This window comes from Streptomyces sp. NPDC126497 (assembly GCF_040302425.1).
Taxonomy (GTDB): Bacteria; Actinomycetota; Actinomycetes; order Streptomycetales; family Streptomycetaceae; genus Streptomyces.
Genome location: NZ_JBEORT010000042.1, coordinates 1 through 26,393, shown reverse-complemented (window position 1 = coordinate 26,393; position 26,393 = coordinate 1). Strand labels below are relative to the sequence as shown.

Below are 26,393 nucleotides of genomic sequence, written 5' to 3'. Positions count from 1 at the left end.
GGTTGCGGGGAGGGGAGCCAGTGGCATCCGGCTCCGGTGCGCGGCCGGGTCTCGAACCCGGATCTTCGAGGGATTGCCGGTACGGGGTGACCGGGGCCCTTGTGCTCTGAGCCAGTTGAGCTACCGCGCGACCAGCGTTTTACGGCCGCCGCCAGACCCCGAGCCGACCGCCGGTGTTGGTGTTTCGCCCTCGGGCTACTTGCCGCACGGCTGGTTCGTCGTTGGGTCTCTCAGGGCCCCGACCAGGTATCAGCCGTATCCCTACGGCACCCGGTCCCTGGTCGGGGCGGTCTCTGTGGAGTTGGTCCGGGCGGGTCTGTGACGGTTCGTGAACTACACCCGTCCCGCCCGGAGTTGCTGTGCTCCGTACGCTTTTATGATACCCCGGGAGAGGATTTAATTAAACCCTCTTCACCCGCCGGGTTCGGCGAGTTCCCGCAGCCTGGCCTGCATGACGGTGACCAGCTCGTCCACCTCCGCCCGGGACAGGCCGGCCGCCGTCGCCTCCTGCCAGACGGCCGACGCGTCGCCCTTGGACGTGACCGCGTTCGCCTTCTCCCGCAAGGTCGGAGGCCGGACCGCCGTCCGGGACACGACGGCCTCGGGCTGCGAGCGCGACGGCGCGAACGTGTCCGCCTCGGAGACCATGACCGGGGAGGCGAGGGTGCGTACGTTGCGCCAGGCCCGCACCCGCTCGCACAGCACGGCCGCGTTCCAGCCGGACTCCAGGTCGATGCCGTAGACCGCCGGCTCCTTCTTCTCCGACTCGTCCACCGACTTGTCCACCGGCAGGTGCACGACGATGCCCGCGTCCGTGCGGACCTTCGTGCCCGGCTTGTCGAACCTGCTCAACGGGTCCGGGTGCCACACCTCGTCGTGCCGGTCCCACACACCGGACGTGTTGATGCCCTGCGCGTACGTTCCGAGCTGGATGGCGATCTCCTGCCACCCGTAGTCGAGATCCCGCCCGGTCTTCTTGTCGCCAATGACGTACTCACCGGGCGCCAGCCGGACCTCGGCTCGGCCGATCTTCAGCGTGAGCGGCTTGGTGACCTTGTAGCAGTTGTCCGAGGTCCCGGCGACGCCGTACTGCTTGACGACCGTCGTGAACTCGATGAGGTGCGGGACCGGCTCCAGGCCCGTCTCCTCCAGCAGCCTGATGTACGTCTCGACGTCGTCCCGGCAGTCCGGCGGCACCTGGTCCAGGATGCTGCGCGGCCCGCCCGGCGAGTGCCAGGCCCGGTCGGCCATCTCCGTGAAGGAGTGCATCGACGTGCCCAGGTTGGCCGCAACCTTGTCCCCGGCCGCCGTCTTCAGCTCCGCCGTCAGCTCGTCCAGCAGCTTCTTATCGGCGCGCACGTGCTTGCCGTGAGCCCGCTTGACGATGTCCGGGCGCATCGTCGCCCCGATCAGCGCCATGCGCAGGCCCCACTGGGACAGGGCGTACGTGTCGCTGATCGACTTGGCGAACGTCGTCGCCCGGGTCCACGCCTGCTCCTTGCCGGTGTCCGGGTGCGGGATCAGGTAGCGGCCGTACCGGTCGCGCTTGGTCTCCTTCTCCCCGTGCGCGCCGGACCCGCCCGCGAGGAACTGCGCGGCGGCTGCCGCCTGGTCGCCCTGCGCCCCGGTCGACGCCGGGGTCGCCGGCCTGCCGCCGCTGAGGAACGCCGCCGCTGCCGTTGCCTGGTCAGTCGCCACCGCAGCACTCCCGCCCCTGCCAGCCGCCCGAGCCGTCGGCGCGGATGATGTCACCGATTCCGATTGGGGCGAAACAGGTGCACTCGCCCCCGTACGCTGCGGGGAACCAGGGGCCAGGGCTGTCGGCGTAGTCGTCCTCGTCGAACTCGTTGCTGAGGAAGCGGGCCGCTGCTGCGGCATCGTCTCGTCCGCGCATTCCGTGGTCTCCTGTTCCTTGGGTCCGGCGGCGATCCGCTCCACCACCTCGTCGGGGTTCTTCAGCTCACCTGTACGCCCGGCGTGCGGGCCGTTGTCCACGACGATGGCCTCCACCACGCCGTAGCCCGCGCTGGTCACGCGCATGGCGGTGCCGCGCCGGGCGAAGACGTCGCCGTGCTCCAGGTCGCCGACGCGCACGGAGCCGGTAGCTGCTCGGACGGCCGCCGCATCGCGGCGCACCTGACCCATCACGTCCCGGGGGTCCAGGTCGGGGCCGGCCGCCTCGTCACCTCCGGAGTCCACGGCGCCGCAGAGCGCGCACCGGAAAACCAGCCCTTCCCCGTCGTCCTCCACAGGATCGTTCTCAGTGAACCCGTCGGGGTGTGTACACGGCGTCCCGCAGGCGACGCACACCAGCCGGTCGTCCTCCACGCCGAACACGGCGTCGTGGTGCTCGCAGCGCCGGCCGTCCTCGGTCCGGCCCGCAGGAAGCTTGCGCGCCAGCAGCTCCCGCTCGCAGTCGTCACACGCGACGACACCGTGCCGGACGTCCGTACCGCAGCCGGGGCACCGGTGGTCGTCGGTGCCGCACTTGCCGCACGCCGGATCGAACCCCTTGGGGCGGTCGGTTCGGGGGGTGTCGTCGGGGCCCTTCGCGGCTGCCATGAACCGCTCCGCCTCGGCGCGCATGTCGTCGTCCATCACGTCCAGGACGGTTCCGACGCCGGACGTCTCCCGGGCCAGGGCCTCCGTCAGCGGCGCGGCCGTGAACTGGTCGGCCATCGTCGGCTGCGTCACGGACTCCGGGGACACGCCCCACGGGGCTTCGCCCCGGCCCTGCGCCTCGGCCATCGCGTCCAGCTCGCCGTCGGAGACCGGGTTCCCGGCCGCGCCGTAACAGCCGTAACACTGGCCGGCCGGAACGTGCCCGCAGTCGACGGCCAGCGAGGCGACGAGGCCGTCCGTCGTACCGACCATGTCCGGGTACGTGCCGAGCGGGAAGTCGCTGCCGCCGGGACAGGGCCGGGGCGTCTGCTCGGGGGTGAGGTGGCTGCGCACCCGTCCGTTGCCGGTCAGCTCCACCGGGTGCTTGCACAGGCGGCACTGACTCCCTCCGGTCGTCAGGGCCTCGGCCGCGCCGGCCGGCTTCTCCCCGGCGCCCTTGCACTTGTTGGACGTGTGCGGCTCCGGATTGGCCTGCCAGTCGGGGTTGTTGGTGGTGTGGTGGCGGACCGTGCCGTCCGCGTTGACGCTGCACTCCTTGCCGCACACGGCGCACGGTGCGCGCTCGGGGGTCGACTGAGTCATGGGCGTACCTTCCTGGTTCCTTGGTCAATGGCCTAACGGCCAGGTGGGGAGGGCCGCCGCAGCCCTCCCGGGTGGGTCAGCGGCCGATGCGCGGGCCGCCGTGCTGCACCAGGCGGATCACGGCGTTGGTGTAGGCGTCGGTCCGGGCGAGGTTGCCCAGCAGCTTGTACGCCCCGGCGTCGAGTGCGTTCAGGTCAACGGCGGGCAGGTACGCCGCCGCGTGGGCGATGCGCCGCCGCTCGTTCTCGACGGCCAGCTCCTCCGCGCCACAGTCGCAGAACGACCCGCTGTGCCCGAACATCCCGTCGTCCGCGTACTCGAATCGGTGGATGTGCGGCTGCTCGGCGGGCTCGGCGAACGGGTTCTTCGGCTCCTGCGCCTGCTTCCCGTCGGCCTCGGTGCAGGCTCCGGAGTAGTGGCGCCCGAAGGTCTCCACCGTCCGTCGGATCGCCGTCAGCGCATCCTCGTCGGCCTCGGTCCACTCGGCCGCCTCGCTCAGCGTCTTCAACGCCAGGGCGATCTCCTCGCGGACGGCCGCCCGCAGCCTCGTCTCGTCGCTCATTCCGTGGTCCTCGTTCCTGTCGATTTAGCTAAATCATACCTGGTTGTCGCGCGGCATGAAAGGGTCCAGCTTGCGGGAGGCGACGGTGACGGCGAACAGGTCCGAGGCGAGGCCGGCCCGGATGCCGTCGGGCACGGTGTGTCCGGCGTACCGCAGCAGGCCGATCAGCTTCGGGGACGCCGGCTTCTTCCTCCACGCCGCCGACTTGGTCATGTTCAGCGCGCTGCGGTCGGTGGCCTCCGTCTCCGCCCACGCCATGGCGATGCCGAGGTCCAGGCCCTCGTGCAGCCGCTCCCACTTCCCGCGCGGCGGCGCGTAGGCGACGTCCCACTTCTCCGCCTCGTCCCGGTTCGGCCACAGCACGATCTCGCCGTTGTCGCCGAGCGGGATGAACTGAATCCCGGCGTGGGTGCGCAGCCACGAGTAGGCGGCCGACGCCTTGAACAGGTCGACGTCCCGGTGCTTCAGCTCGAACCGCAGCGAACCGGCCGGCACCTTCGCGTCCTTCTCCGCCTCCCCGCGCTCGTAGGCTTCGGCCAGCGTCTCGCCGTCGGCCACCTCCCGGATCTGCGCCCCCGGCTCCAGGTCGACCAGCGTGCACAACGACCCGCCCTCGCCGGCCAGGATGAGCACCAGCGCATCCGTCTTCCCGGTCGCCGGCGACGGCCGCAACACCCGGCCCACCATCTGAATGAACAGAGGTTCGGACTTGGTCGGCCGGGCGATGACCGCGCAGTCGGAGAACGGGAAATCCGCGCCCTCGGTCAACACCATGCAGTTGACCAGCGTGCGCACATCACCGGTACGGAACCGGCGGTAGATGCTCAGCCGCTCGTCCCGGGGCGTGCCCCCGTGCACGTACGCCGCGTCCGGCAGCGCCTCGGCCGTCGCCCGCGCGACCTCCACCGTCGGCGTGAACACGATCGGGCTGCGCCTGTCTGCGGCGTGCTCCTCCAGCACCTTGGCGATGATCTGCGGACCGCCGGCCTCCATCATCGCGTCGCCGAGGGAACTGGACGTGTAGTCGCCTCGGGACCGCTTGACGTCCCCGAGGTGCAGGGTGTCCACGTCGATGAGCTTGGAGCGCACGTCGGTGAGGTAACCCCGGCTCATGGCCCACAGCGGGGAGCGGGTGAAGACGGCGTCCTCCCATACGTCGCCGAGGCCCTGCCCGTCACCGCGCGCCAGCGTCGCGGTGAAGCCGACGGCCCGCGTGCCGGGCATCCCGCTGTAGCAGCCGAGCGCGGCGAGGATGTTGCGGTAGCTCACACTCGCTGCGTGGTGGCATTCGTCAACGATCACCAGGCCGATCTTCCCGCACTTCTCCTGGCTGTCGATCAGCCGGTGCAGCCGCTTCTCCCGGGCGAGGGTCTGCACGGAGCAGACCATGACGTCGGCGGCGACGTTGTCCGCCGACGCCTTCACCTTGCCGGTGAACAGGCCCGGCTCGGTCTGCTTCAGCTTGTTCAGCGTCTGGTCGGCCAGCTCGTCGCGGTGCACGAGGACGACGACGCGCGTGCCCTCGGCCGCGACGTGCTCGGCCGCCATGCGGGAGAAGACGACAGTGTTGTGCGTGAGCGCGTACCCGGTGGTCACGTACAGGCGGTCCGGGGCGTCCACGCTGATGCACACGCACTCCAGGTCCGGCCCCGGGGTAATGGACTTGATCTTCTTCACAGGGTCGAATTGCTGGCCGCCCGACAGTGCTTCAGCCTTGCGTGGGACGCGAAACGGAGCAACGTCCCGGGGCAGCTTGATGTACGCCCGGTACGCGGTGCCGTGCCGCTTCTCGCCCAGGTGCGTCCAAGACGTCCGCTTCTCCGTAATCCGGCAGTACCCGCCGAGGGAGCGCACCAACTCTGCGACACCGTTCGCCAGGGCCTCACTGACGGACGTGTACTCCACGCCGTTGCCGGCGGCGCAGCCATCCGTGTCGAGCAGCCCCTGGAGGATGGCCAGACGGTCAGCCGACCCGGCGCGCAGGTACAGCTCCGGGACGAACTTGCCGGGCGCGGTGTGGCCGAGTAGTCCGAGGTCCCGGAGCGCGTTCTTCACCAGGTTGGCGGACCGGCCTACGCCGGACGCTATGCGGTAGTTGCCCATGACACCTTGGTCCCGGTACAGCGTGACCCGGTGACCGGCGGGCAGGGTGAGCAACGGGACGACATCGTGCCGGGTGTGCAAGCGCAGGTCCGTCGGCACGCTCAGGCCGCCGTCGCCGAGCAACACGCCAAGGGTGTACGGATCGAGCGGCAGTTCCCCGCCGGCGCGGTATTCCACGGGGTGGACCACCGGCACGTACCAGACGCCTGGAGCTTCGGCCAGCTCCGACGCCGTGAGCGTCTTCCAGGCTGCGGAGCCCCGGCGCTTCGCGTCGTGTTTCATGAACCGGGTCTGCACGGTCCACAAGTGATCGGTGTCGCACCGGACAGACGTCCCGTCGGCGAACCCGACCACAACCGTGGGCCGGACACCCTGCGGGAAGACCCCGATCACCCGTACCGGCCGGCCGTCGGACCCGATCACCTCATCCCCGACGGCAAGTTCCCCCATCTTGGCCCACCCGTGCGGGGTGAGAACCGGCTCGTCCACCGGCTGCGCCTTGCCCATGCCGGTGGCCAGAACGACGGCCGGCCGCTGCATCCCGTCGGCCCACGCGGCTTGAATCGCGTCGATGCATTCGCGCTGGTACGGGCGGAGTTGCAGGGTCTCGCTCGCGGGGCTCACCGGTTCATCCCCTTCAGCAGCTTCTGCGCCTCGCCGTCCGCGCACAGCGGCGGCGGGTAGTCGTGGGTCAGGCAGGCGCCCGACGCGTCGAACTCGCAGTGCTCGGCGTCGGCCAAGGCGGTCAGCAGCGGCGCGGCCGTTTCCAACATGGAGTCCACGCCACGGCGCCAGGCGTCGTACACGCTGCGCGGGACGCCGTCGTTGCGCACGTCGTCGGGGATCGTCACGCCCCGGTACGTCGGCGCGTAGCGGTACTCCACGTACTCCCGGGCGGAGTCCACGTCCATGACAGAGCCGACGGAGTAGCCCTTGCGCTCCAGCTCCCGCGCGGTGTGCCGGGCGTCGTCCTTGGACTCCGGGTCCGACAGTTGTTCCCGGCCGTCGCCGCCCTGGAACAGCACCTGGTACTTCGTCTCGCTCATGCGGCCTTCGCTCCTTCGTGTTCGGCCACGGCGCGGCTCCACGCCTTGCGGGCCGTGTCGTCGGCGAACCTGGGGTCGGCGCCGTGGCGTGCGATCAGGTGCTCCCACAGGTCGGCGAAGTGCTCGCCCTGGTCCTCGTCCGTGCCGTCGCAGCGCACCGTCCAGAAGCAGTACGGGCAGTCGACGTGCGGGCCGGTGGAGTGGGCGGCCCGCCGGCGCGCCTCGGCGAGGGTGGCGACCAGTTCCGCGTCCGGGCCCTCGGGACGCGGGTCGAGCACGTCGGAGCCGAGCAGGTTCAGGGTTGCCGCGTAGGCGGCCTCTTCCTTGGTCATGGGTCCGTGATCCTCCCAGCGGGGTGCACAATCACCGAACCCGCACCTCACGGGGCGGGCCGCGTTGCCCCCATCGTCGCCCGGCGTCCCGGGGTTCCTTGGTCTGTGGTCGCCGGGGTCCCGTCGGGCCCCGCTGTCCGCTATCGTACCCCTCGTGTAATCGTGTGTAAACGTGGGTATCCTCGGTCCGCACGCTTACACATCGTCAAGGAGGAACAGTGGAAGGGTTTCTGACCGTCGCACAGGTGGCCGCCCGGCACGGGGTCCACACCGGCTCGGTCTACCGGTGGCTGGACGACCCGGAGGTGCCGCTGACCAAGCACAAGACGCGCAACGGCCGCGTCTGGATCTCCGAGGCCGAGTCCGAGGCGTGGCTGGCCGCGCGCAGCACACCGGTCGTCGTCGAGGTGTCGGCCGCCTCGCCGGTGCTCACCGGCGCACCGTCATGACCGGCCTGTACCAGACCGTCAAGCCGATACCGACCACCGTGCACGGGGTCACCACCCGCTCGCGGCTGGAGGCCCGGTGGATCGTGTTCTTCGAGCGCGCCGGCATCCCGTGGGAGTACGAGCCGCAGGCGTACCGCGTCGGCTCTCGCGGGTACCTCCCCGACTTCCGCATCCGGCCCCGCCGGGGCGCTGACCAGGCGTGGATGGAGATAAAGCCGCTTGCGGATAGCTTTGACGACCCACGCTGGAAGGGGCTCGTCGCCTTGACCGGCCGGATGCTGTTCACGGTGCGCGGCCTGCACCGCCTGGGCGACGTCTGCGGGCGGGACCACACCGTCCGCGTCTGGCACCCGAGCGGCATGGTCGCCGACGTCCACCGCATGTGGACCGGCCCGGAGTTCCGGACGGCGTGGGAGGCGGCCAACACCGCCCGGTTCGACCGCCGCCGCGCACCTGCCGGCCGGAAGGGGAGGAGAACGTAAGTGCCCACGCCCCAGCAGACCAAGGAAGCACGGACCAAGGAATCGAGGAAGCCACGATGACCACCTACGTGGACACGAACCCGGGGCAGGTGTCACCGCACCACCTGGCGGAGCTGGACGCCAGCGAGATCGCCCCCGAACACCGCGACGCACGCGGCTACGAGACCCTGTACGGCACCGACGAGGACCGCGCACGCCTGCGCGAGGAGTCCATCCCGGTGTGGGCCTGGCGCGAGGAGACCGCGTTCCCCGGCCTGCTCATCCCGATGTACCGGGTGACCGGCGAGCGCATCGGCGCGCAATTCAAGCCCGGCCAGCCGCAGCCGTGCGGTGAGAAGAAAGTGAAGTACGCGACCCCTGTCGGCACCAAGCCGCGACTGGACGTCCCGCCGCTGGTGGCGACCTCGGTACGCGGTGGCGTGGCCCCGTTGTGGATCACGGAGGGTGTGAAGAAAGCGGACTCTCTGGCGAGCAAGGGCCTCGCCGTCGTCGCCCTGTCCGGTGTCTACAACTGGCGCTCCCGGCTGGGCACCCTCGGCGACTGGGAGGACATCCCGCTCAAAGGCCGCACCGTCGTCATCTGCTTCGACGCCGACGCCAAGCACAACCGCAACGTCCTGGGCGCCATGCGCCGGCTCGGTATGTGGCTGGAGTCCAAGGGCGCCGCCGACATCCGGTACCTGATCGTCCCCGAGAAGGTGGGTGAGCAGGAAGTCAAAGGCGTGGACGACTACTTCCACGCCGGCGGCACGCTGGAGGGCTTGCGCGACGCGGCCACCACCGAGATGCCGTCCGACAACACGCGGGACGCGGCCTTCAGCGACGCTGTCCTCGCCGACACGGTGTGCTCCGAGGCACTGGACGGCTCCTACCGCTGGGCGTACGGACTGGGGTGGCTTCGCTGGGACGGCAAGGTCTGGCGTGAATGCCCTGAGCCGGTTGTGCTGGAGGAGATCCGGCAGTGGGCGCTGGCCGGGTTCCAGCGGGCGCTCGACAAGCAGCGCGCCGAGCCGAACAAGGACTACCGTCTGGAGATGGACGGCTGGCGCAGCGCGCTCTCCGCGTCCAAGCTGGGCAACCTGCTCAAGCTGTCCCGGGGCACCCTGGTCACGCATGCGGACGAGATGGACGCCGACCCGGACGCGCTCAACTGCCAGAACGGGATCGTGGACCTGCGCACCGGCGTGCTCACCCCGCACGACCCCGACCGGCTGATGACCAAGATCACCGGATGCGACTACGTCCCCGGCGCCCGGCACCCTGACTGGGACAAGGCCCTGGAGGCTGTACCCGGGGACGTGCAGGACTGGTTCCAGCTCCGCATCGGCCAGGCCGGCACCGGTCACATCCCGCCGGACGACTTGATCCTGTTGCTCCAGGGCGGCGGGTCGAACGCGAAGTCCACGGTCATGGACGCCATCGCGCGGGCGGTCGGGGAGAAGGACGGGTATCACACGGTGGTCGCCCACCGGGCCCTGCTCGGCAACGCCTCCGACAACCACCCGACCGAGATGATGGACTTCATGGGCGCCCGGCTCGCCGTGCTGGAGGAGACCCCCGAGGCGAAGAAGCTGGACGTCAACCGGGCCAAGCAGCTCGCCGGAACCAAAGCCATCAAGGCCCGCCGGATGAGGCAGGACCCCGTCACGTTCACCACCTCGCACACGCTGATCATCAACACGAACCACAAGCCGCTGGTGGAGGAGACGGACCACGGCACATGGCGCCGGCTCGCCCTGCTGCGCTTCCCGTACACGTTCAGGAAGCCGGGGGAGCCCTGCACGGGGCCGAACGACAAGCCGGCCGACATGACGCTGCGGCAGCGCCTGGCCACGGACGAGCGGGTGCCTGCGGCCGTCCTGGCGTGGGTCGTGGAGGGCGCACGCAAGTGGTACGCGGCCGGCCGCATCATGCCGCCCGTGCCGAAGCGGGTGGAGGACGACACCAGGGAGTGGCGCAAGGAATCGGATCTGATCCTGTCCTTCATCAGCGACGTGCTGACGTTCGACTGGAATTCCCACATCACCGCCCGGGAACTGCACGAGGTCTTCAACAAGTACCTCGCCGACAAGGGCCACCGGGAGTGGACGGACCGCACGTTCGTCTCCCGATTCGGAGGCCACGACGAGTGCACGCGGAACGGCGTGCAGCGGAAGAAGATCCGGGCGAAGGACGGACGGTCGACACTGTCCCCGGAGATCGCCACGGGAGTCAATTACTACGCGTGGCTGGGTGTGCGCTTCCAGGACCCGAACGGAAAAGACGAGGTCAACCCGGGGGGCGACGAGGGTGTACCGCCTGTACCCTCTTCTCCCTATGACGGTGAAATTGGCTCTCCTATAGGAGTTACCGGAGCACACGGTACAGGCGGTACAGCCTCTGAACCACCCCTGCCGGTGGACCCCTTCGGACGTGATCCGTTCGCGGAAGCGGAAGCCGATCACGTGCCTGCGGCCGTCGTCCCCGCCCCGTCCCCGGCGCCCGCTGCCGGCGGGTCCGTCGGGTTCGACCTGGAGGGCCACTCCGTCAAGCGACTGTTCACCCACAAGGACATCGGCGGGGACCCGTACGTCCGCCTGTCCGGCTACATCACCGAGGACGGCACCGAGGTGGTGGTCAACTCCCCGGAGGAGCTGATCAAGCGCCTGGAGGACGCCGACGAGCTGTACGGCCACAACCTGCTCGGATACGACCTGATGGCTCTCGCCCTCCACCACGGCGCCGACTACGACGCTCTGGCCGCCAAGACGGTCGACACCCTGCGGTGGGCGCAGACTATCGACCCGCCCGGCGCCGCGCACGAGAAGCCCTGGGCGACCAAGGGGTACTACGGCCTGGACGCGCTGGCGGCCCGGCTCGGCATGGAGGGCAAGACCGACGACCTCAAGGGCCTCGCCCTCAAGCATGCCCCGGAGGAGATCGACGGCCGCAAGCTCACCACGGAGGAGCGGCTGGAGATCGGGTTCGGCCGGATCCCCGAGGACGACCCCGAGTACCGCGCGTACTTCAGCGGCGACCTGAAGGCCACCCGGGGCGTGCGGCGCGCTCTGGGCGAGCCGTCTGACTACGTGCGGCGCGAGATGCGCGTGGCCCACATCCAGCACCGTCCGACCCTGACCGGCTGGAAGGTCGACGTCCCCGTCCTGCACGAGATGGTGAAGGCGGAAGCCGACAAGCGGCGAGAGTCGCTGGAGTGGCTGCACGAGCACTGCGGCGTCCCGCTGACCCGCTCGGTGGGCAAGGGCCGGGGAAAGAACCGCGTCTTCACCGACGAGCCGGTCAAGGCCCCGCTGTCCACCACCGAGGGCCGTGAGGCCATCATCAGGGCCTTCGCGGACCGTGGCGCCACGTCGTACCCCAAGACGGCGTCCGGGATGATCAGCCTCAACAAGGACGCGCTCGGCGAGGCGAGCTACATGCGCGGTAAGGGCGCCGGGGCCGAGACGATCCCGGCCATGCTCAACCCCAACGTGCTGAAGTTCTTCGCCGAGCGCGGGGCCGACGTGGACGCGCTGCGCGAGATGTGCGGCCACATCGTCACCGTGACCTCGTCCGTGCAGAAGTTCCAGGAGATCGCCGACCACCTTGTTGGCGACCGGGTCCACCCGCAGGTCGGCGACCTCCAGGGCTCGGGCCGGTGGGCGTACGTGCGCCCCAGCGTGACCAACATCGGCAAGCGCGGCGGCAAGGTCTATCAGCGCCGTCCGCTCATCGCCGACGACGGCCACCTGCTCATCGCGTTCGACCTCGACCAGGTCGACATGCGCGCCATCGCCGGCCACTGCCAGGACCCGGCGTACATGGCCAACTTCGCCCCCGGCGAGGACGCCCACTCGCGCATCGCCGACGCGGTGTTCGGCCGGCACGACGGCGAGTGGCGTGACAACGCCAAGCGCATCGGCCACGGCTGGAACTACGGCATGAGCGTCAAGGGCATCGCCAACTCCGGTGTCGAGCTGGAGCTGGCGCAGAAGTTCGACGACCAGATGAACGCTCAGTACCCGGTGCTGTGCGCCTGGCGCAACGAGGTCCGGGAGCGGGCGAAGGCCGGCGAGCTGCTGGACAACGGCTTCGGCCGGCTCATGCGCTGCAATCCCGACCGCGCGTGGACGCAGGCCCCGGCGCTCATGGGTCAGGGCGGTGCTCGGGACATCATGTGTGAGGCCCTGCTGCGGCTCACCGACATGCTGCCCGAGGCCCTGGAGTGGCTGCGCTGCGTCGTCCACGACGAGGTCGTCCTGAGCGTCCCCGAGCACATGGTGGAGGGCGTCAAGGAGACGGTGCTGGAGGCGTTCAGCTTCGAGTTCAAGGGCGTGCCGGTCACGGCCGGCGCGAGCAAGGCGGCCCGGTCGTGGGACGCCTGCTACGCGAAGGACTGAGTGCCGTGACCACGATCGGGACGGAGATCTGTCCGGCGTGCGGCCGGGTGGTGTGGCTGGTCCGGCTGCCCGCCGGACCCGCGTACTTCCACGGCGCGTACGGGGACAGCCTGTGCCTCGGCGAGTCGTTCGTCCGGGCCGGCGACGCCGAGGCGGTGCGCCGGATCCGGGAGCGTGGCGGCGAGCGGCTGCGTCTGGCGGCCCATCCGTAGGGTGGGCGTCGGGACGGTCCCAAGGGGTTGTCCCGGCGCCCCCGGCATGGTTTAATCAAATCATCGACTTCACGAGATGAGGGGGAAGACCGATGGACGAGCGGATCGTAGAGGGCGCCCTGGCCTCCGTGTACACCGACGGGGACTGGAAGGAGGGCACGGTGGAGCAGGTGCACCCCGGCCACACCGCGCCCCTCGGCTCCACGCCGGGCACGGTGACCGTGAAGACGTTCGGCGGCGGACGCGTCCGGGTCGAGCCGGACAGCGTGCAGATCCACGAGGGCTGACGCCCCCTCCCGGACCGGGCCGTTCGGTGATTCACCGGCGGCCCGGTTCACTGACCAAGGAACTCAGGAAGGCAGGAAGACGACATGACGACTACCGACGAGCGGCTGAAGGCATTGCGTGAGGCACTGGGCAACCTCGGCCAGGACACCCGCCACTTGAGCGACGACGAACTGCTGGCGCAGGCCCTCGGGCGCGGAGCCCGCACGGTTCCCGCGTGGGCCGCCAAGGACGCGTCCGGCCGCGTCGCAGCCCTGCGCGAGGACTACGAGCGCGCCGGTGAGGACGTGTCGGATGTGAGCGACCTGGAGCTGCTGAACCGGGAACTGAGCCGGGCGAACGCCGAATCCAACCACCACCGCAGCGCCTTCATGCTGCTGCTCCAGGACCAGGTGAAGCACGACCGGTCGGTGTACGCCGCCGCCCACCGTCAGGCCCGTGAGGCCGTGGACGCCCGGGGCGGCATGTACCTGGAGGCCATCGTCCGCCGGTCGGCCCTGCCGTTGACCGGGCTCGTCCACCGCGTCACGGAACTGCCCGAGCGCCCCGGCCCGAAGGTCGTGGAGGAACTGAAGACGGCGGCGCAGCGGGTGAAGTGGATGCTGGACGGCGTGGTCACGCGTCCGGTGCTGGACGAGGTCGCCCGGACCGACGAGGGCGTGAAGCTGGTCGACGCGCAGGCCGCCGAGATCTCCCGCCTGCGGGAGTCCATCACCATGCAGGGCCGTCGACTGCACGACGAGCACGGCGAGCGGGCGGGCCGTGCGTCTGGACGGTGCGAGTGCCCCGGCTGCGAGCTGATCCGTTCCATGGACGACGACCGCGAGACGGAGGCAGCGGCGTGAACAAGCGGGAGATCCGGCGGGAGGCCAACTTCCGGGCTGGTCTCATCCTGGAGTCCGTCATGGGCGTCGCACGGAAGACGTCGTTCGGGCTGTCCGTCACGCCGGACCACCGGGCGCCGCACGACACCCCGTCACTCAAGACGATCCGGGCCGTCATCACGGCCAACCCCGTGGAGGGATGAGCAGTGGGGCGACGAGGCGCCACGGAGGACGAGGCGCGGGAGGCCGCGCACACGCTGTCGCATCAGCCGTGGGTGCCACCGTGCACGTGGAGAGTCACCGTCCGGGACGACGGGACCGCCTACGTGCACGGCACCATGGATGATTCGGTGCCGCCCGGCGAGGACCGCGCGGCACTGGACCGGTTGAAGCACTACCTGGGCGGGTCCTTCCGGGCTGAGCGGATCAGCATGTCGCGTAGCTGGCACGGCCGGTACGGGCGGACCGAGGTCTGCGTGCTGGCGCCCTACCGGAGGGCGACGGAACCGGCACCGGCCCCGCAGCCGGCGCGGCGCAAGCCCCAGCCGCCGCCCATCACCCCGTGCCGCGAGGCTGAGCTGCTGAAGCTGGTCCGGGACCTCATCGACCCGGACCCGTGCACGTTCGACCACCACGGCTACTGCCAGGCGCACGGCTGGTTCGAAACGGACCCCGCGTGCCCGCACGGCCGAGCCAAGCGGCTGCTGGACGAGACCGAGGGAGCGGGGGACGAGACATGAGCGAGGACAAGGACCACGGCTACGGCTGGGACGACCTGCGCGAGCGACCCGCTCGGGACCTGGCCGTCGGGGACACGTTCGTGAGCCCGGCGGCGTTCTCGGCGTACGGCGTGGACGGGACCACCGGCCGGGTGTTCTGCATGTTCGGGTGGGAGGGTCCCCGGGGCACCGCGTGGACCGTGACGGCCCGGGACGGGGGCCTCGTCACGGCTCGCAGTCACGACGGCATCGAGGTGACGCAGGAACTCTCCGAGCGCGCCCGGGTGCTGGTCGTCGCCCCGCCCGAGCCGGTCGGCACCGTCCTGGTGGTCAAATCCCACCGGGCTTCCGAGCGGCTGGAGCGTGCGCTGGGACGCAAGCCGGCCATGTACTACGACCGGGCGATGAAGCGGGGCGGGACGTTCGTCGTGCTCTACGGCGACGACGTGGCCACGGCACTGGGCATCACGTCCATCGGGCGCACGCGGCTGAAGCCGGGGGACGTCGCGCTGTGCATGGGCAGCACCGTGACGGTGGACGACAACGGGCTGCGCGTCACCGGCGAGGACTCGCAGCCGGCCCGGCGTGAGGCGGACATCGCGGTCGGCCGACGAGCCCAGGAAGCGGGGAGGGCGGCGTGAGCGTCCATCTGGAGTGCGACCGCTGCGGGTTCCAGGAGCAGACGTCCAGTGTGATGCTGCTCGCCGGCCTCACCGGCCCCGGTATCCCGACGGTGCGGCCCGAGCTGCCGGACGGGTGGACCCGCCCCCGGCTGCCCAACGAGGACGGATCGGCGGACGAACGGGAGCTGTGCCCCGGCTGCAAGGCGGACCTGCTGCGGTTCATGACAGGGGCACCGGTCGTCGACGTCCGGCCGGTGGCGTCGCGCGACGGCTGACGGGTTGCCCCGCCACTCGACACGTGATTTAATTAAGTCATCAGCCGGGCGGCTGGGGAACCGACCAAGGAACGAGGAGACCATGCAGCAGAACGAATGCCCCGAGTGCGAGCACGCGGCCCACGGCGTCGAGAACGGGATGCAGGCCGACGAGTGCGAGGAGTCGTGGTGCTCCTGTGGCTCGATGGCCCGTGACGCGGCATGGCTGGTCCACAACGGACCCACGGCGACCGCCTGACGTACGTACCGACGAAGCCCCGGGACCTTCGCGGCCCGGGGCTTCGCTGCGTCCCCGGAACGATCATGGACGGTGTTGGCCATACCCTCACCGCGACCTCGGACCGAGTGAAGGGGCCGACATGGCGGCAAGCTATCTGGAGACGCGGGATGTTCCGCTGGGAGATCTGACGCCGTTTCCCGGCAACGCGCGACGGGGCGACGTCGGGCGCATCGCCGAATCCGTCGAGCGGAACGGCCAGTACCGCTCCCTGGTCGTCCGGCGCACCGGCGGCGCCCTGGTCGTCCTCGCCGGGAATCACACGCTCCAGGCACTCCAGCGTCTCGGGCACGGACAGGCACGCTGCGAGATCATCGAGTGCGACGACGCCACCGCCACGCGCATCAACCTGGTGGACAACAAATCGGCCGACGACGGCGACTATGACGCCGAAGCCCTCGAAGCCCTGCTCGCTTCCTTCGACGACGACCTGGCTGGCACCGGGTACGATCCGTACGACGTCGATTCGGTGGCCGCCGACGCGGCCGGCCCGGCCTGGGAAGCGGGCCAGACGCAGGAGCTGGAGCGGGCGAAAGAGACGCTGTCCGCCGATCCACAGGAGGCGCCGTCCGGACGTACCCTCGCCCGGCACGTCCCGCTGGACGCCATCTTCTCGAACTCCCGGTTCTTCTCCGTGACGATGGCAGGCTATGAAATGGGGTTCCAGCCTGGCGTCATCTCCACCGCCCTGGGCGCCGCACAAAAAATCCTCCGGAGGATGCCTGAGCTACGTCTGGGATTCATGGACAACGAGTGGCACGACTACAACCATGCCAAGCACGTGAAGGCCGTGGCGGAGACGAAGCCGAAATACGCGACCGTGCGCGACGTGATGACGAAGGCGCAGTGCGAGACCGCAGGCATCGAGTTCTACCCGCTGGAGCAGATCCTGGACATGGCGGCCGAGGTTGCCGAGCACGCGGACCACGTCATCGTCATCCCCAAGTACGACTGCCTGGACAAGATCCCCGATGAGTACGTGATCGGGTTCTCCGTGCCCACGTCCTACGGGGGCACACCGATGCCTGCGGAAGCCTTGGCCGGCCGGCGCGTGCACCTACTGGGCGGGTCGTGGGCCAACCAGCGCAGGTACCTCGCACTCCTCGGCGACGATGTGGTGTCTCTGGACAACAACCATCTGGGCCGCATCGCCGAGTTCGGGTCGTTCTACCTGCCCAGTGGCCAGGTGGCACGTCTGCCGGACCTGCACCCGGACATGCCCCGCACCTGGGAAGCCGCATCCATTCTGTCGCTCGCGTCGATGCGTGACGATCTGAACGCCACCTTCGCCACCCGCCTGGAACCCCTGGTCGGCGACGGAGCACCCGAACCCACACCGCAGCGCCCCGAGGAGTCTGCCGCATGACCACGTACCTGGGTCGGACCCACAACACCCCCATCGCCGCCGCAGACGTGGACGTCGTGGACGTCGCCCCGGAGACCGGCGAGGTGGAGTTCACCACTAAGGAGTTTCAGGCCGTGTGCCCGGTAACCGGGCAGCCGGACGTCTACGACCTGACGATCCGGTTCGTCCCCGACGGCCGGTCCCTGGAGTCCAAATCGCTGAAGCTCTACCTCTGGTCGTTCAGGGACCGAGGCATGTACGCCGAAGACATCGCGGCCACCGTCGCCCGGGATCTCGCAGCCGTCCTCGACCGGGCCGTGCAGGTGCGCGCCGTGCAGCGTCCGCGCGGCGGCTTGACCCTCACCGCATCCGCTCTGATCAACCCACCTGCCTGACACTCCGGAACGATCATGGTGTGATCCGGTCTTAACATCGCCGCGTCCGACGACCAGGCGAAGGGGCTGCGATGACCACGACCGTCGGGACCGAGCGGGTCCCACTGGAAGACCTCACCCCGTTCCCCGGCAACGCCCGGCGCGGCAACGTGGAGACGATCCTGGAGTCCCTGCGCGCGAACGGCCAGTACCGGCCGCTCACCGTCCGGCGCCAGGGCGAGACGCTGACCATCCTCGCCGGGAACCACACGTACCTGGCGCTGCTGCGGCACGAGGAGTCCGGGCGCGAGGACTGCCGGGACTGGGAGCTGGCCAACGACCGTCCGTGCCAGATCTGCGTGGACGTGGAGGCAGACGACCCGACGGCGCTCGCCCATCTCATCGAGTGCGACGACGCCACCGCCACGCGCATCAACCTGGTGGACAACAAGTCGGCCGACGACGGCGACTATGACCAGGAGGCTGTGGACGCATTGGTCGCCTCTCTGGACGGCGACCTCGTGGGCACCGGCTACACGCTGAGCGACGCCGAGCTGTTCACCGGACTGCCCCAGGCCGTCGAACCTCCGCCGTCCCTGGACGACCTCGCCGAGGAGTACGGCGAACCGCAGGAGACAGACCTGTGGCCGGTCATCCGGGTACGGGTCCCACCTGCGGTCCGGGACGACTTCATGCAGCTCACCGAGGACTGCGAGGACCCGCGCGACGACTCCGTCCGCTTCATGTTCCTCGTGCAGCGGGCGAAGGGTGCCGCGTGACCCCGTTGCGCTGCCTGCTGTCCTACGCCTTCTTTCGCAATGCGGATCTTGCGGAACTGGTGGCAGAGCTGCACACCCTGTACGGCGGGCCGGTGGAGATTTTCGCTGACTCGGGCGCCTTCTCCGTCGCCAGCACCGGAGCCACGGTGCGGCTGAAGGACTACGCTGCATGGCTGGAGGAGTGGTCCCCGGTCATCACCACGGCGGCGACCCTGGACGTCATCGGCGACCCGGACGCCACGCACCGCAACACGGAGGCGCTGCTGGGTGCCGGCCTGCGCGTCCTGCCCGCGTTCCACGTCGGCACCCCGTGGCCGGTGCTGGAGCGTCTGTGCAAGGCGTATCCGTACCTCGCCCTCGGCGGCATGGTCCCGCACACGAAATATCCGGACGAGGTCATGCGGTGGCTGGTCAAGGCGTTCCGCATCGGGGGCGAACACGGAACCGTCTTCCACGGCTTCGGGCAGACCCGGGCGGCGACCCTCGCGTCCCTGCCGTTCTACAGCGCCGACTCATCCACCTGGATCGTAGGTGGCCGGTACGGATCAATGGCTCTGTGGGATCCCCGGCGCGTCGTCATGATGCGCCTTCAGACAGGCGTGCCCGTGGAGGCTCGTAGGTTCGCGGCCTTGCTGCGCGAGCACGGCGCGGACCCCGCCGTCGTCGGTCGTCCAGGCTTCGCCCACACCAGTCACCGCACTGCTGAGGAGCATGAGCGCGAGTACGCCATGATGCGTGCGACGTCCATGCGCGCCTTCCATCGGCTCGGTGCGTGGCTGGGGCAGCGTCACGCCGTACCGGCCCCGCCTGGCTGGGCGTCCACCGGTACCTGCCTGTACCTGGCCTACGCGACACGGAATCAGTTGGACCTTGCCGCCCGGACCCTTGGGGGTGCCGCGTGACGTTCCGCTTCCTGATGTCGTTCCACTACGGCCGGGGCAAGGATCTCCAGACCATCGCGGACGCGGCCAGCGGGTTGCCGGTGGAGGTGTTCGCCGACTCGGGTGCCTTCTCCGCCGCCACCCTCGGCACGACGATCCGTCTCGCCGACTACGCGGCCTGGCTCAAAGACTGGCAGGGGCTCATCACCACGGCGGCCACCCTGGACGTCATCGGCGACCCGGACGCCACACACCGCAACACGCTCGCGCTGGAGGATATGGGCCTGCGGGTCCTGCCGGTCTTTCACACCGGGTCCCCGTGGGACCGGCTGGAGAAGCTGTGCGCTCGGTACCCGTACGTCGCCCTGGGTGGCATGGTGCCGTATGCCCGGATGTACGGAGAGGTCATGAGGTGGCTGGTGCGGTGCTTCCGCATCGGGGCCGAGCACGGGACCGTCTTCCACGGGTTCGGACAGACCAATGTCACCGCCATGGCGTCGCTACCGTTCTACTCCGTCGACTCGTCCACCTGGTCCCTAGGTGCCCGGTTCGGGTCCCTGCGTCTGTGGGACGAGCGGTCAGCCTGTATCCGGCAGCTCTATGTGGGCCGACCATCCGAGGCTCGCAAGAACGCTCGGCTGCTGCGCGCATACGGCGTAGACCCGGACGACATCGCCCGACCAGGCTTCGCGCTCAAGGCGGGCAAGACGTCCGAGCAGTTCTACCGCGAGGATCGAACGTTGCGTGGCACTCCCGCCGTCACCTTCCACCGGCTCGGGCAGTGGCTCCAGCACCGGCACGACGTCGCCCCGCCGCCCGGCTGGACCTCCCGGGGCACCTGCCTGTTCCTCGCCGATACGTCCACGGCCAACTTCACCCCGGCGGCCGAGGCCATCGCCACCGACCTACGGAAGGACACTCCGTGACCAAACCTCTCGCCGTGCTCTCGTTCTCCGGAGGCATGGACTCGACCACCCTCGCCGCACACTACGCGGCCAAGGGCTACGACCTGCTGCTGTTGTCGTTCGACTACGGTCAGCGCCACCGGCGGCGCGAGCTGGAAGCGGCGGCAGGGATCGCCGGGTACCTGGGTGCGGAGCACCACGTCGTGGACCTGTCGTCCGTCGCTCCGCTGCTGCCCGGCACCGCTCTGACCGACCCGGACGTGGACGTGCCGGACGGGCACTACGCCGAGGAGTCAATGAAGTCGACCGTCGTGCCCAACCGCAACGCGATTATGGCGTCCATCGCCCTCGGCGCCGCCTCGGCCCGGGGCGCGGAGCTGGTCGGCCTCGGCGTCCATGCCGGCGACCACGCCGTCTACCCGGACTGCCGTCCCGAGTTCGTGGACGCGCTGCGGGAGCTGGCGGCCGTCGCGCTCAAGGGGATGCACGTCCCGCAGATCGGCACCCCGTTCGTCGGCATGACGAAGATGGAGATAGCGGCCCTCGCGGACCGCATCGGCGCCCCGGTGGCCATGTCCTGGTCCTGCTACAAGGGCGGAGCCGTGCACTGCGGCACTTGCGGGACGTGCACCGAAAGGAAAGAGGCGTTCGCGGACGCCCAACTCACCGACCCGACGGAGTACGCGGCGTGAACAGTGTGACAGTACGGCACAACTTCGAGACGGCGCACCGGCTGCCCGAGCTGGGCGGCAAGTGCTTCAACCTGCACGGCCACTCCTGGTGGGCTGAGATCACCGTGGCGGCGCCTGCGCTCAACGACGCGGGCATTGTCGTGGAGTTCGGTGCGTTCAAGCGCGCCGTGCGCGAGTGGATCGACCACCACCTGGACCATGGCGCGATGCTCGGCACCCGCGACCCGCTGCTGCCGGTGCTGCGCTCGGCAGGCTCCAAGACGTTCGAGTTCGAGGACGCCTGGCCCACCGTGGAGGCGACGGCGGAACTGCTGGCGTCCGTTGCTTCGGGGATCCTCGCCACGGTGGAGCACGCCGAGGGGGCCCGCGTGGTGAGCGTGGGCGTGCGGGAGACGGCCGTCAACGAGGCGTCGTGGACCGGGGAGCCGGTGTGAACGGCCCGGCGCCGTCCCTGGTCGTCTCGGAGATCTTCGGTCCGACGGTGTCAGGGGAGGGCCCGACGCTGGGCCAGCGGTGTTCCTTCCTGCGCCTGGGCGGCTGCAATCTGACGTGCACGTGGTGCGACTCGGCCTGGACGTGGGACGCCTCGCGGTTCGACCTGCGGGCGGAGCTGCACCGCATGGACGCGGATGACGTCGTGGACCGGCTGCTGGCCACCGGCGTGCGGTTCGTCATCGTCTCCGGGGGCGAACCCCTGCTCCAGCAACGCTACGACGGCTGGGGCGCCGTCCTGCGCGGCCTGACCGGCGCCGGGGTGCGGGTGGAGGCGGAGACGAACGGCACGGTGGAGCCGACCGAGGAGACGGCGCGGCTGCTGAGCCGGTTCGTCGTCTCGCCGAAGCTCGCGCACTCCGGGGTCGCTGAGGACCGCAGGATCAACGGTCCTGCGCTCAAGGCACTCGCCGCCACGGGGAAGGCGGCGTTCAAGTTCGTCTGCCGGGACGCGGACGACGTCGCCGAGGTCGCGGCCCTGACCGCCGCGCACGGCATCCCGGCCCGCCGGGTGTGGGTCATGCCCGAGGGCACCGACTCCGCCACCCTGGCCGGCCGGCTGTCCGTCATCGCCGACCCGGCGGTGGCGGCCGGATTCAACGTGACCACGCGTCTGCACGTGCACGCGTGGGGAGATGCGAGGGGCCGATGAGTACCGCACATGAGATGTTCGTCAGCGGTCTGCGGACCTGGTTCGCCGGCCGGGGCCTGGACCCCGATTCCGAGGCGTTGACCGGCACGCCGGACCGGATGCTGCGGGCGCTGGAGGAGTTCACCGGCGGGTACGCGCAGGACGCCGGCGCACTACTGGAGCGGACGTTCGACGTGGACCGAGGCCCAGGCCCCATCGCGGTGACCGGGGTGGAGTTCACATCCGTCTGCGAGCATCACCTGTTGCCGTTCACTGGCACGGCGGACATCGCCTACCTGCCCGCTCCGGGCGCGCGGGTGGCGGGCCTGTCCAAACTGCCCCGCGTCCTGGACGTGTACGCCCGGCGGCTCCAGACGCAGGAACAGCTCACACGGCAGGTCACCGACGCGCTGACCAAGCATCTGGACGTCCTCGGCTCCGCCTGTGTCATCCGCTCCGAGCACGGGTGCCTGGCCCACCGGGGCGCGAGGAAGCCAGGCGCCGTGATGGTCACCGCGTCGTATACCGGGGTGTACCTAGAAGACCCGCAGGCACGAGCGGACCTGTTCGACCTCATCGGGACGCCGTCGCGGGGTGCCCGGCGCGGCTGGTGAGCGGCGTTAACCGTTAGGGAGGCTAAGGAATATGGCGAAGGGTGATCCGCCGAGCCACCAGCCGAGCCATCGGGCGATGGTGGCTCAGCGCCGGGCCCGGGCCATCGAGCTGAAGAACCGTGGCCTGTCCTGGCAGCAGGTCGCCGAACAGATGGCCCCGCACTACCTGGACGGCGACGGCCAACCATCGGCGGCGGCGGCGTGCGTGGACGTCTCCCGCGCGCTGAAGCAGGCCAACAAGGACCTGGCCATGGGGCTGGAGGAGTACCGCGAGGCGGCGCGGATGCGGCTGGACGGCCTGCGCCGCCAGGTCCACGCGGTCCTCGCCCGCCCCCACTACGTGCTGCACGCGGGGCAGATCGTCCGTGACGACGACGGCCAGCCTCTACGGGACGACGGCGTGATCCTCGCGTGCATCGACCGGCTCCAGCGCATCGAGGAACGCCAGGCGAAAATCGACGGCACGGACGCGTCCGAGAAGCTGACCATCGCGCTCGACCGCCGGGTGGAGGAGGAGACGACCGTGGTCGTGGAGGCGATCCTGGCCGGCGCCAACGCTGTGGAGATGGAGCCGGCGCAGCGGCAACGGATGCTGGAGGCGGCCGGCGCACACCTGCGCGTGCTGGAGGGCGAGGTCGTCGGCGAGGACGAGGAGCCCGGCTGACCTGCGTCGTAGGCGCGGGGGCAGTTCGGTGGCATCATCCGGGGCCCACGACGACCAGGAGGAAACCACATGGCCCTGCCCACCGACGGCTACGCCCCCACGTCCGTCACCTACATGATCGGCACCGGCAACAACCTGACGGTGACGGTGACGGTCGGCGCGAACACCGCGACACAGCGCGAGGCCGCCGAGGAGTTCCTGCCGTACCTGGAGACCGCCCTGGCCGCCCTCCGGGACGACTACCAGAACGGCACGCAGCAGACGGTGCTCTACATCGAGCGCACCTACAGCGGCGACATGCGCGGCAGCATCTAGGAGTAGCCACGCCCGCCGTCGGGTACGACACAGCGGACGGCGAGCTTCACGCCGTCCCCGTCCCTGGAACCGCCCGGCGCCGCACCGGGCGGTTCCCTCGTTTTCCAGGCCGTTCGGTGATTCCCGGGTCCGTGGCTACCCTGCCGCCACGATCACAGACCACGGAATGAGGCGTCCATGCGCGTCCTGCTCACCGGTGCGTCCGGCTTCGTCGGAAGCCACGTTCTGCGCCACCTGCTCACCATGACGGACTGGGACGTCGTCTGCCCGGTGTCCTTCCGGCACAAGGGCCTACCCGCCCGCATCGCCTCAGCGGTGTGCGACACCGACTGGTCCGAGCGCGTGGACGTCGTGCACTGGGACATGCGTGCCCCGGCCGACCCGCTGACCCTGTACCGGTTCGAGGGCTGCGACGTCGTGATGAACGTCGCCTCCGAGAGCCACGTGGACCGTTCCATCGCGCACCCCGTCGACTTCGTGCAGAACAACGTGGCGCTGATGTGCAACATCCTGGAGGTCGCGCGGGCGGTCGCGCCCCGGCTGTTCCTCCAGATGTCCACCGACGAGGTCTACGGGCCCGCCTACGGCGAGCACCGGCACACCGAGTGGGAACCGGCCGTGCCGTCCAATCCGTACTCGGCGTCCAAGGCGGCGCAGGAGGCCATCGCGGTCAGCTACTGGCGCACCTACGGCGTGCCGGTCGTCATCACCAACGCGATGAACATTGTCGGCGAGATGCAGGACGCCGAGAAATTCCTGCCCACCGTCATCGGCCGGCTGCACCGGGGCCGGCGGGTCCTCGTGCACACCGCGCCCGACGGCACGCCGGGGAGCCGGTTCTACCTGCACGCGCGCAACCTCGCCGACGCCTGGCTGTACCTGACGCGGCGGTACACCGAGGACACCCCGGACGTGACCACGCTGAGCGGCGAGGTCTACCGTATCGCCGCCGGTCCGGCGCAGTACCGCGACGGCGCGTTCACCCGGCCCGAGCGGTATCACGTCGTCGGCGAGCGCGAGGTGGACAACGCCGAGCTGGTGCATCTCGTCGGCTCCGTCATGGGCCTGGACGCGTCGGCCGTGGACGACCTGATTGAGCCAGTGTCCTTCCACGCCTCACGGCCCGGCCACGATCTGCGGTACGCCCTGGACGGGGCGCGGCTCGCCGGTCTCGGCTGGACGCCGCCGGTGTCGCTGGAGAAGTCGCTGGAGACCACGGTGCGCTGGACGCTGGAGCACCCCGAATGGCTGGGGGTGTGATGCGGGCTCCGGAGACCGAACGTCTGCTCGCCGAGGTCCGGCGAGTCGTGGCCGAGGCCAGGGCCGGGGGCGTGTCCGTCCAGGCCTGCATCTTCGACGCCACCGTGGCGGCGGTCGACGGGGGCACACGGTCGTGGCCTTCGGCCGAGGCCCGGGGCATCGCCGTGGCCGCGTGCCGTGCTGTGGAGCCGCCCTCGGTCGCAGAGCTGCGGCTGCCTTCAAAACCGCCGTCGCTGGTCCAACGGTTGCGCGCCCTGGCCCGCCGGATGGTTTAGCAAAACCATGGATCGGGGATTTAACTAAATGAGTGTCCCGGCAGACCCGGCGGAGCGATCCCGGGCCGTCGCCGGTCGACAAGGACCCCGGGTCAGTGGACGTGACCCGGGGTCCACCCAAATCTACGGAAAGGACAGCCCGGATGGATGCCGCACTTCAGCCCGTCGTCCTGACAGAGCGCCAGCGCCGGGTGCTGTGGCTGTTGTCTGTGGGCCGCCCCCGCGAGGAGATCGCCCGGGAGACGGGTGTGACAACCGTCGGGGTCAAGAGTTCCTGTAACCGCATCTACCGCCAGCTCGGGGCTGCCACGGCCGCGCAGGCCGTACGCAACGGACTGCTGGCCGGACACATCGGCCCGTATGAGGACTGCGGGTCCCTCGCCGCCTACCGCCGCCACATCAAGCGGGACGAGCCCATATGCGCGGCGTGCAAGCGCGGCAACCGTGAGCGGGCCGAGACGGAGGCCGCGCTGCGCAATCGACGAGTGACCCTGTCCGAGGCCGAGACGCGGCTGCTGCGGGCGTTCGATGCCGGCCGCACCGTGGCGCAGATCTGCGCCCGCTGGAACGTCCCCCAGAAGGTCGTCAAGGAACTCACCGCGTCCGCCTATGCGGCCCTCGGCGTGAGCCACCTGCCGCAGTCGGTGCGCCGCGAGGCCGCGCTGCGCGAGGCAGCCGTCCGGGGCTTGCTCCGCATGAGACTGCCGGAACAGCGCCCCGCCCGTTCCAACCCGGTCACCCTCACGGACACGCAGGTGAAGATCCTCGCGGCGCTGGAGGGCGGGGCGACCCTGTCCGAGGCGTCCCGGGAGTTGGGTATGCACCCGGGCACCCTTTCCACGCGTCTGTCCGAGGCATACCGGCGCCTGGACGTGGCGTGGATGGACAAGGGCGACCGCCGGACCGCAGCCCTGCGCAAAGCCCGTGAGCACGGCCTGCTCCCCGAACCCGCCACCGCCTGAGCCGTTTGGCCGTTTCGGGACCCGGCCGTACCGTGCCCGGCCGGAGGTGGTCACCTATGACCAAGCACCGCAGCATGTCTGTCGGCGCCGTGGTGGCGGTAGCGGCCGGCGCGGTCGTCTCGTTACTGTCCGGCGCCCCCGCCTCGGCGGCGGGCACATCGACGTGGGACCGGGTCGCACAGTGCGAGTCCGGAGGCAACTGGTCCATCAGCACCGGGAACGGCTACTACGGCGGGCTCCAGTTCAGTCCGTCCACGTGGGCCGGCTTCGGCGGCACGCGCTACGCCGCGCGAGCCGACCTCGCCACCAAGGCGCAGCAGATCGCCGTGGCGGAGAAGGTGCTCTCCGTCCAGGGCCCCGGCGCCTGGCCGGTGTGCGGCGCCCGCGCGGGACTCTCCCGGGGCGGCCCGTCGCCGGACGTCGCCGCGCAGG

31 protein-coding genes and 1 tRNA gene are annotated in these 26,393 nt (G+C 70.1%); 26 read left to right on the top strand and 6 right to left on the bottom strand.

Annotated elements, in window-relative coordinates:
• Nucleotides 1-36: 36 nt before the first annotated feature.
• From ABTY20_RS18980 to ABTY20_RS18955, 6 genes are all read right to left on the bottom strand, one after another.
• Nucleotides 37-130, bottom strand: a tRNA-OTHER gene (locus ABTY20_RS18980).
• 281 nt (nt 131-411) lie between these two features.
• A complete protein-coding gene (locus tag ABTY20_RS18975; RefSeq protein ID WP_351998154.1) occupies nt 412-3,204 on the bottom strand; it encodes a hypothetical protein in 2,793 nt (930 codons plus the stop codon).
• 76 nt (nt 3,205-3,280) lie between these two features.
• Nucleotides 3,281-3,766, bottom strand: a complete 486-nt coding sequence (locus ABTY20_RS18970) for a hypothetical protein (protein ID WP_351998153.1) — start codon at nt 3,764-3,766, stop codon at nt 3,281-3,283.
• Between the two features lie 33 nt (nt 3,767-3,799).
• A complete protein-coding gene (locus ABTY20_RS18965) occupies nt 3,800-6,493 on the bottom strand; it encodes a DEAD/DEAH box helicase family protein (RefSeq protein WP_351998152.1) in 2,694 nt (897 codons plus the stop codon).
• A complete protein-coding gene (locus ABTY20_RS18960) occupies nt 6,490-6,915 on the bottom strand; it encodes a hypothetical protein (RefSeq protein ID WP_351998151.1) in 426 nt (141 codons plus the stop codon). The genes ABTY20_RS18965 and ABTY20_RS18960 overlap by 4 nt, the downstream gene beginning before the upstream one ends.
• Nucleotides 6,912-7,247 carry a hypothetical protein gene (locus ABTY20_RS18955; RefSeq protein ID WP_351998150.1) on the bottom strand — a complete coding sequence of 112 codons (336 nt, stop codon included), beginning with the start codon at nt 7,245-7,247 and terminating at the stop codon, nt 6,912-6,914. The genes ABTY20_RS18960 and ABTY20_RS18955 overlap by 4 nt, the downstream gene beginning before the upstream one ends.
• A 218-nt stretch (nt 7,248-7,465) precedes the next feature.
• Here ABTY20_RS18955 and ABTY20_RS18950 point away from each other — a divergent pair, with 218 nt between their 5' ends.
• From ABTY20_RS18950 to ABTY20_RS18825, 26 genes are all read left to right on the top strand, one after another.
• Nucleotides 7,466-7,696, top strand: a complete 231-nt coding sequence (locus ABTY20_RS18950) for a helix-turn-helix domain-containing protein (protein ID WP_351998149.1) — start codon at nt 7,466-7,468, stop codon at nt 7,694-7,696.
• Nucleotides 7,693-8,178: a PDDEXK family nuclease gene (locus ABTY20_RS18945; RefSeq protein ID WP_351998148.1), complete on the top strand. Its 486-nt coding sequence runs from the start codon at nt 7,693-7,695 to the stop codon at nt 8,176-8,178. Before ABTY20_RS18950 ends, ABTY20_RS18945 begins: the two co-directional genes overlap by 4 nt.
• 56 nt (nt 8,179-8,234) lie before the next feature.
• Nucleotides 8,235-12,557, top strand: coding sequence for a phage/plasmid primase, P4 family (locus ABTY20_RS18940; protein WP_351998147.1), 4,323 nt, complete (start codon nt 8,235-8,237; stop codon nt 12,555-12,557).
• Nucleotides 12,558-12,562: 5 nt separating this feature from the next.
• Entirely contained in the window at nt 12,563-12,769 is a 207-nt protein-coding gene (locus tag ABTY20_RS18935) for a hypothetical protein (RefSeq protein ID WP_351998146.1), read from the top strand.
• A gap of 92 nt (nt 12,770-12,861) precedes the next feature.
• Nucleotides 12,862-13,056, top strand: a complete 195-nt coding sequence (locus ABTY20_RS18930) for a hypothetical protein (RefSeq protein WP_351998145.1) — start codon at nt 12,862-12,864, stop codon at nt 13,054-13,056.
• A gap of 84 nt (nt 13,057-13,140) precedes the next feature.
• Entirely contained in the window at nt 13,141-13,899 is a 759-nt protein-coding gene (locus tag ABTY20_RS18925) for a hypothetical protein (protein WP_351998144.1), read from the top strand.
• Entirely contained in the window at nt 13,896-14,081 is a 186-nt protein-coding gene (locus tag ABTY20_RS18920; protein WP_351998143.1) for a hypothetical protein, read from the top strand. Before ABTY20_RS18925 ends, ABTY20_RS18920 begins: the two co-directional genes overlap by 4 nt.
• A gap of 135 nt (nt 14,082-14,216) precedes the next feature.
• Nucleotides 14,217-14,618 (top strand): hypothetical protein, encoded by a 402-nt coding sequence (locus ABTY20_RS18915; RefSeq protein ID WP_351998142.1) that lies wholly within the window; start codon nt 14,217-14,219, stop codon nt 14,616-14,618.
• The gene (locus tag ABTY20_RS18910) at nt 14,615-15,238 is read left to right on the top strand and encodes a hypothetical protein (RefSeq protein ID WP_351998141.1); all 624 of its coding nucleotides are present in this window, start codon (nt 14,615-14,617) and stop codon (nt 15,236-15,238) included. The genes ABTY20_RS18915 and ABTY20_RS18910 overlap by 4 nt, the downstream gene beginning before the upstream one ends.
• Nucleotides 15,235-15,495, top strand: coding sequence for a hypothetical protein (locus ABTY20_RS18905; RefSeq protein ID WP_351998140.1), 261 nt, complete (start codon nt 15,235-15,237; stop codon nt 15,493-15,495). The genes ABTY20_RS18910 and ABTY20_RS18905 overlap by 4 nt, the downstream gene beginning before the upstream one ends.
• A gap of 82 nt (nt 15,496-15,577) precedes the next feature.
• On the top strand, nt 15,578-15,733 hold the full coding sequence (locus tag ABTY20_RS18900) for a hypothetical protein (protein WP_351998139.1): 156 nt from the start codon (nt 15,578-15,580) through the stop codon (nt 15,731-15,733).
• Between the two features lie 121 nt (nt 15,734-15,854).
• Nucleotides 15,855-17,138 (top strand): DUF6610 family protein, encoded by a 1,284-nt coding sequence (locus ABTY20_RS18895; protein ID WP_351998138.1) that lies wholly within the window; start codon nt 15,855-15,857, stop codon nt 17,136-17,138.
• Nucleotides 17,135-17,512, top strand: coding sequence for a preQ(1) synthase (gene queF / locus ABTY20_RS18890; RefSeq protein ID WP_351998137.1), 378 nt, complete (start codon nt 17,135-17,137; stop codon nt 17,510-17,512). The genes ABTY20_RS18895 and queF overlap by 4 nt, the downstream gene beginning before the upstream one ends.
• Before the next feature lie 71 nt (nt 17,513-17,583).
• Complete coding sequence (locus tag ABTY20_RS18885; protein WP_351998136.1) at nt 17,584-18,270, top strand: ParB/RepB/Spo0J family partition protein; 687 nt, start codon at nt 17,584-17,586, stop codon at nt 18,268-18,270.
• Nucleotides 18,267-19,172, top strand: coding sequence for a hypothetical protein (locus tag ABTY20_RS18880; RefSeq protein WP_351998135.1), 906 nt, complete (start codon nt 18,267-18,269; stop codon nt 19,170-19,172). Before ABTY20_RS18885 ends, ABTY20_RS18880 begins: the two co-directional genes overlap by 4 nt.
• Nucleotides 19,169-20,077, top strand: coding sequence for a hypothetical protein (locus ABTY20_RS18875; protein WP_351998134.1), 909 nt, complete (start codon nt 19,169-19,171; stop codon nt 20,075-20,077). Before ABTY20_RS18880 ends, ABTY20_RS18875 begins: the two co-directional genes overlap by 4 nt.
• Nucleotides 20,074-20,748: a 7-cyano-7-deazaguanine synthase QueC gene (queC, locus tag ABTY20_RS18870; protein ID WP_351998133.1), complete on the top strand. Its 675-nt coding sequence runs from the start codon at nt 20,074-20,076 to the stop codon at nt 20,746-20,748. Before ABTY20_RS18875 ends, queC begins: the two co-directional genes overlap by 4 nt.
• Complete coding sequence (locus tag ABTY20_RS18865) at nt 20,745-21,182, top strand: 6-pyruvoyl trahydropterin synthase family protein (RefSeq protein WP_351998132.1); 438 nt, start codon at nt 20,745-20,747, stop codon at nt 21,180-21,182. Before queC ends, ABTY20_RS18865 begins: the two co-directional genes overlap by 4 nt.
• Complete coding sequence (locus ABTY20_RS18860; RefSeq protein ID WP_351998131.1) at nt 21,179-21,892, top strand: 7-carboxy-7-deazaguanine synthase QueE; 714 nt, start codon at nt 21,179-21,181, stop codon at nt 21,890-21,892. The genes ABTY20_RS18865 and ABTY20_RS18860 overlap by 4 nt, the downstream gene beginning before the upstream one ends.
• Nucleotides 21,889-22,485, top strand: a complete 597-nt coding sequence (gene folE / locus ABTY20_RS18855) for a GTP cyclohydrolase I (protein WP_351998130.1) — start codon at nt 21,889-21,891, stop codon at nt 22,483-22,485. The genes ABTY20_RS18860 and folE overlap by 4 nt, the downstream gene beginning before the upstream one ends.
• Before the next feature lie 31 nt (nt 22,486-22,516).
• A complete protein-coding gene (locus tag ABTY20_RS18850) occupies nt 22,517-23,149 on the top strand; it encodes a hypothetical protein (RefSeq protein ID WP_351998129.1) in 633 nt (210 codons plus the stop codon).
• A 69-nt stretch (nt 23,150-23,218) separates the two neighbouring features.
• Nucleotides 23,219-23,464, top strand: coding sequence for a hypothetical protein (locus ABTY20_RS18845; RefSeq protein WP_351998128.1), 246 nt, complete (start codon nt 23,219-23,221; stop codon nt 23,462-23,464).
• A 177-nt stretch (nt 23,465-23,641) separates the two neighbouring features.
• The gene (locus ABTY20_RS18840; RefSeq protein WP_351998127.1) at nt 23,642-24,724 is read left to right on the top strand and encodes a dTDP-glucose 4,6-dehydratase; all 1,083 of its coding nucleotides are present in this window, start codon (nt 23,642-23,644) and stop codon (nt 24,722-24,724) included.
• On the top strand, nt 24,709-24,999 hold the full coding sequence (locus ABTY20_RS18835; RefSeq protein ID WP_351998126.1) for a hypothetical protein: 291 nt from the start codon (nt 24,709-24,711) through the stop codon (nt 24,997-24,999). The genes ABTY20_RS18840 and ABTY20_RS18835 overlap by 16 nt, the downstream gene beginning before the upstream one ends.
• 143 nt (nt 25,000-25,142) lie before the next feature.
• Nucleotides 25,143-25,961: a LuxR C-terminal-related transcriptional regulator gene (locus ABTY20_RS18830; protein WP_351998125.1), complete on the top strand. Its 819-nt coding sequence runs from the start codon at nt 25,143-25,145 to the stop codon at nt 25,959-25,961.
• Nucleotides 25,962-26,017: 56 nt separating this feature from the next.
• The coding region (locus ABTY20_RS18825; protein ID WP_351998124.1) for a transglycosylase family protein at nt 26,018-26,393 on the top strand (376 nt) is incomplete at its 3' end.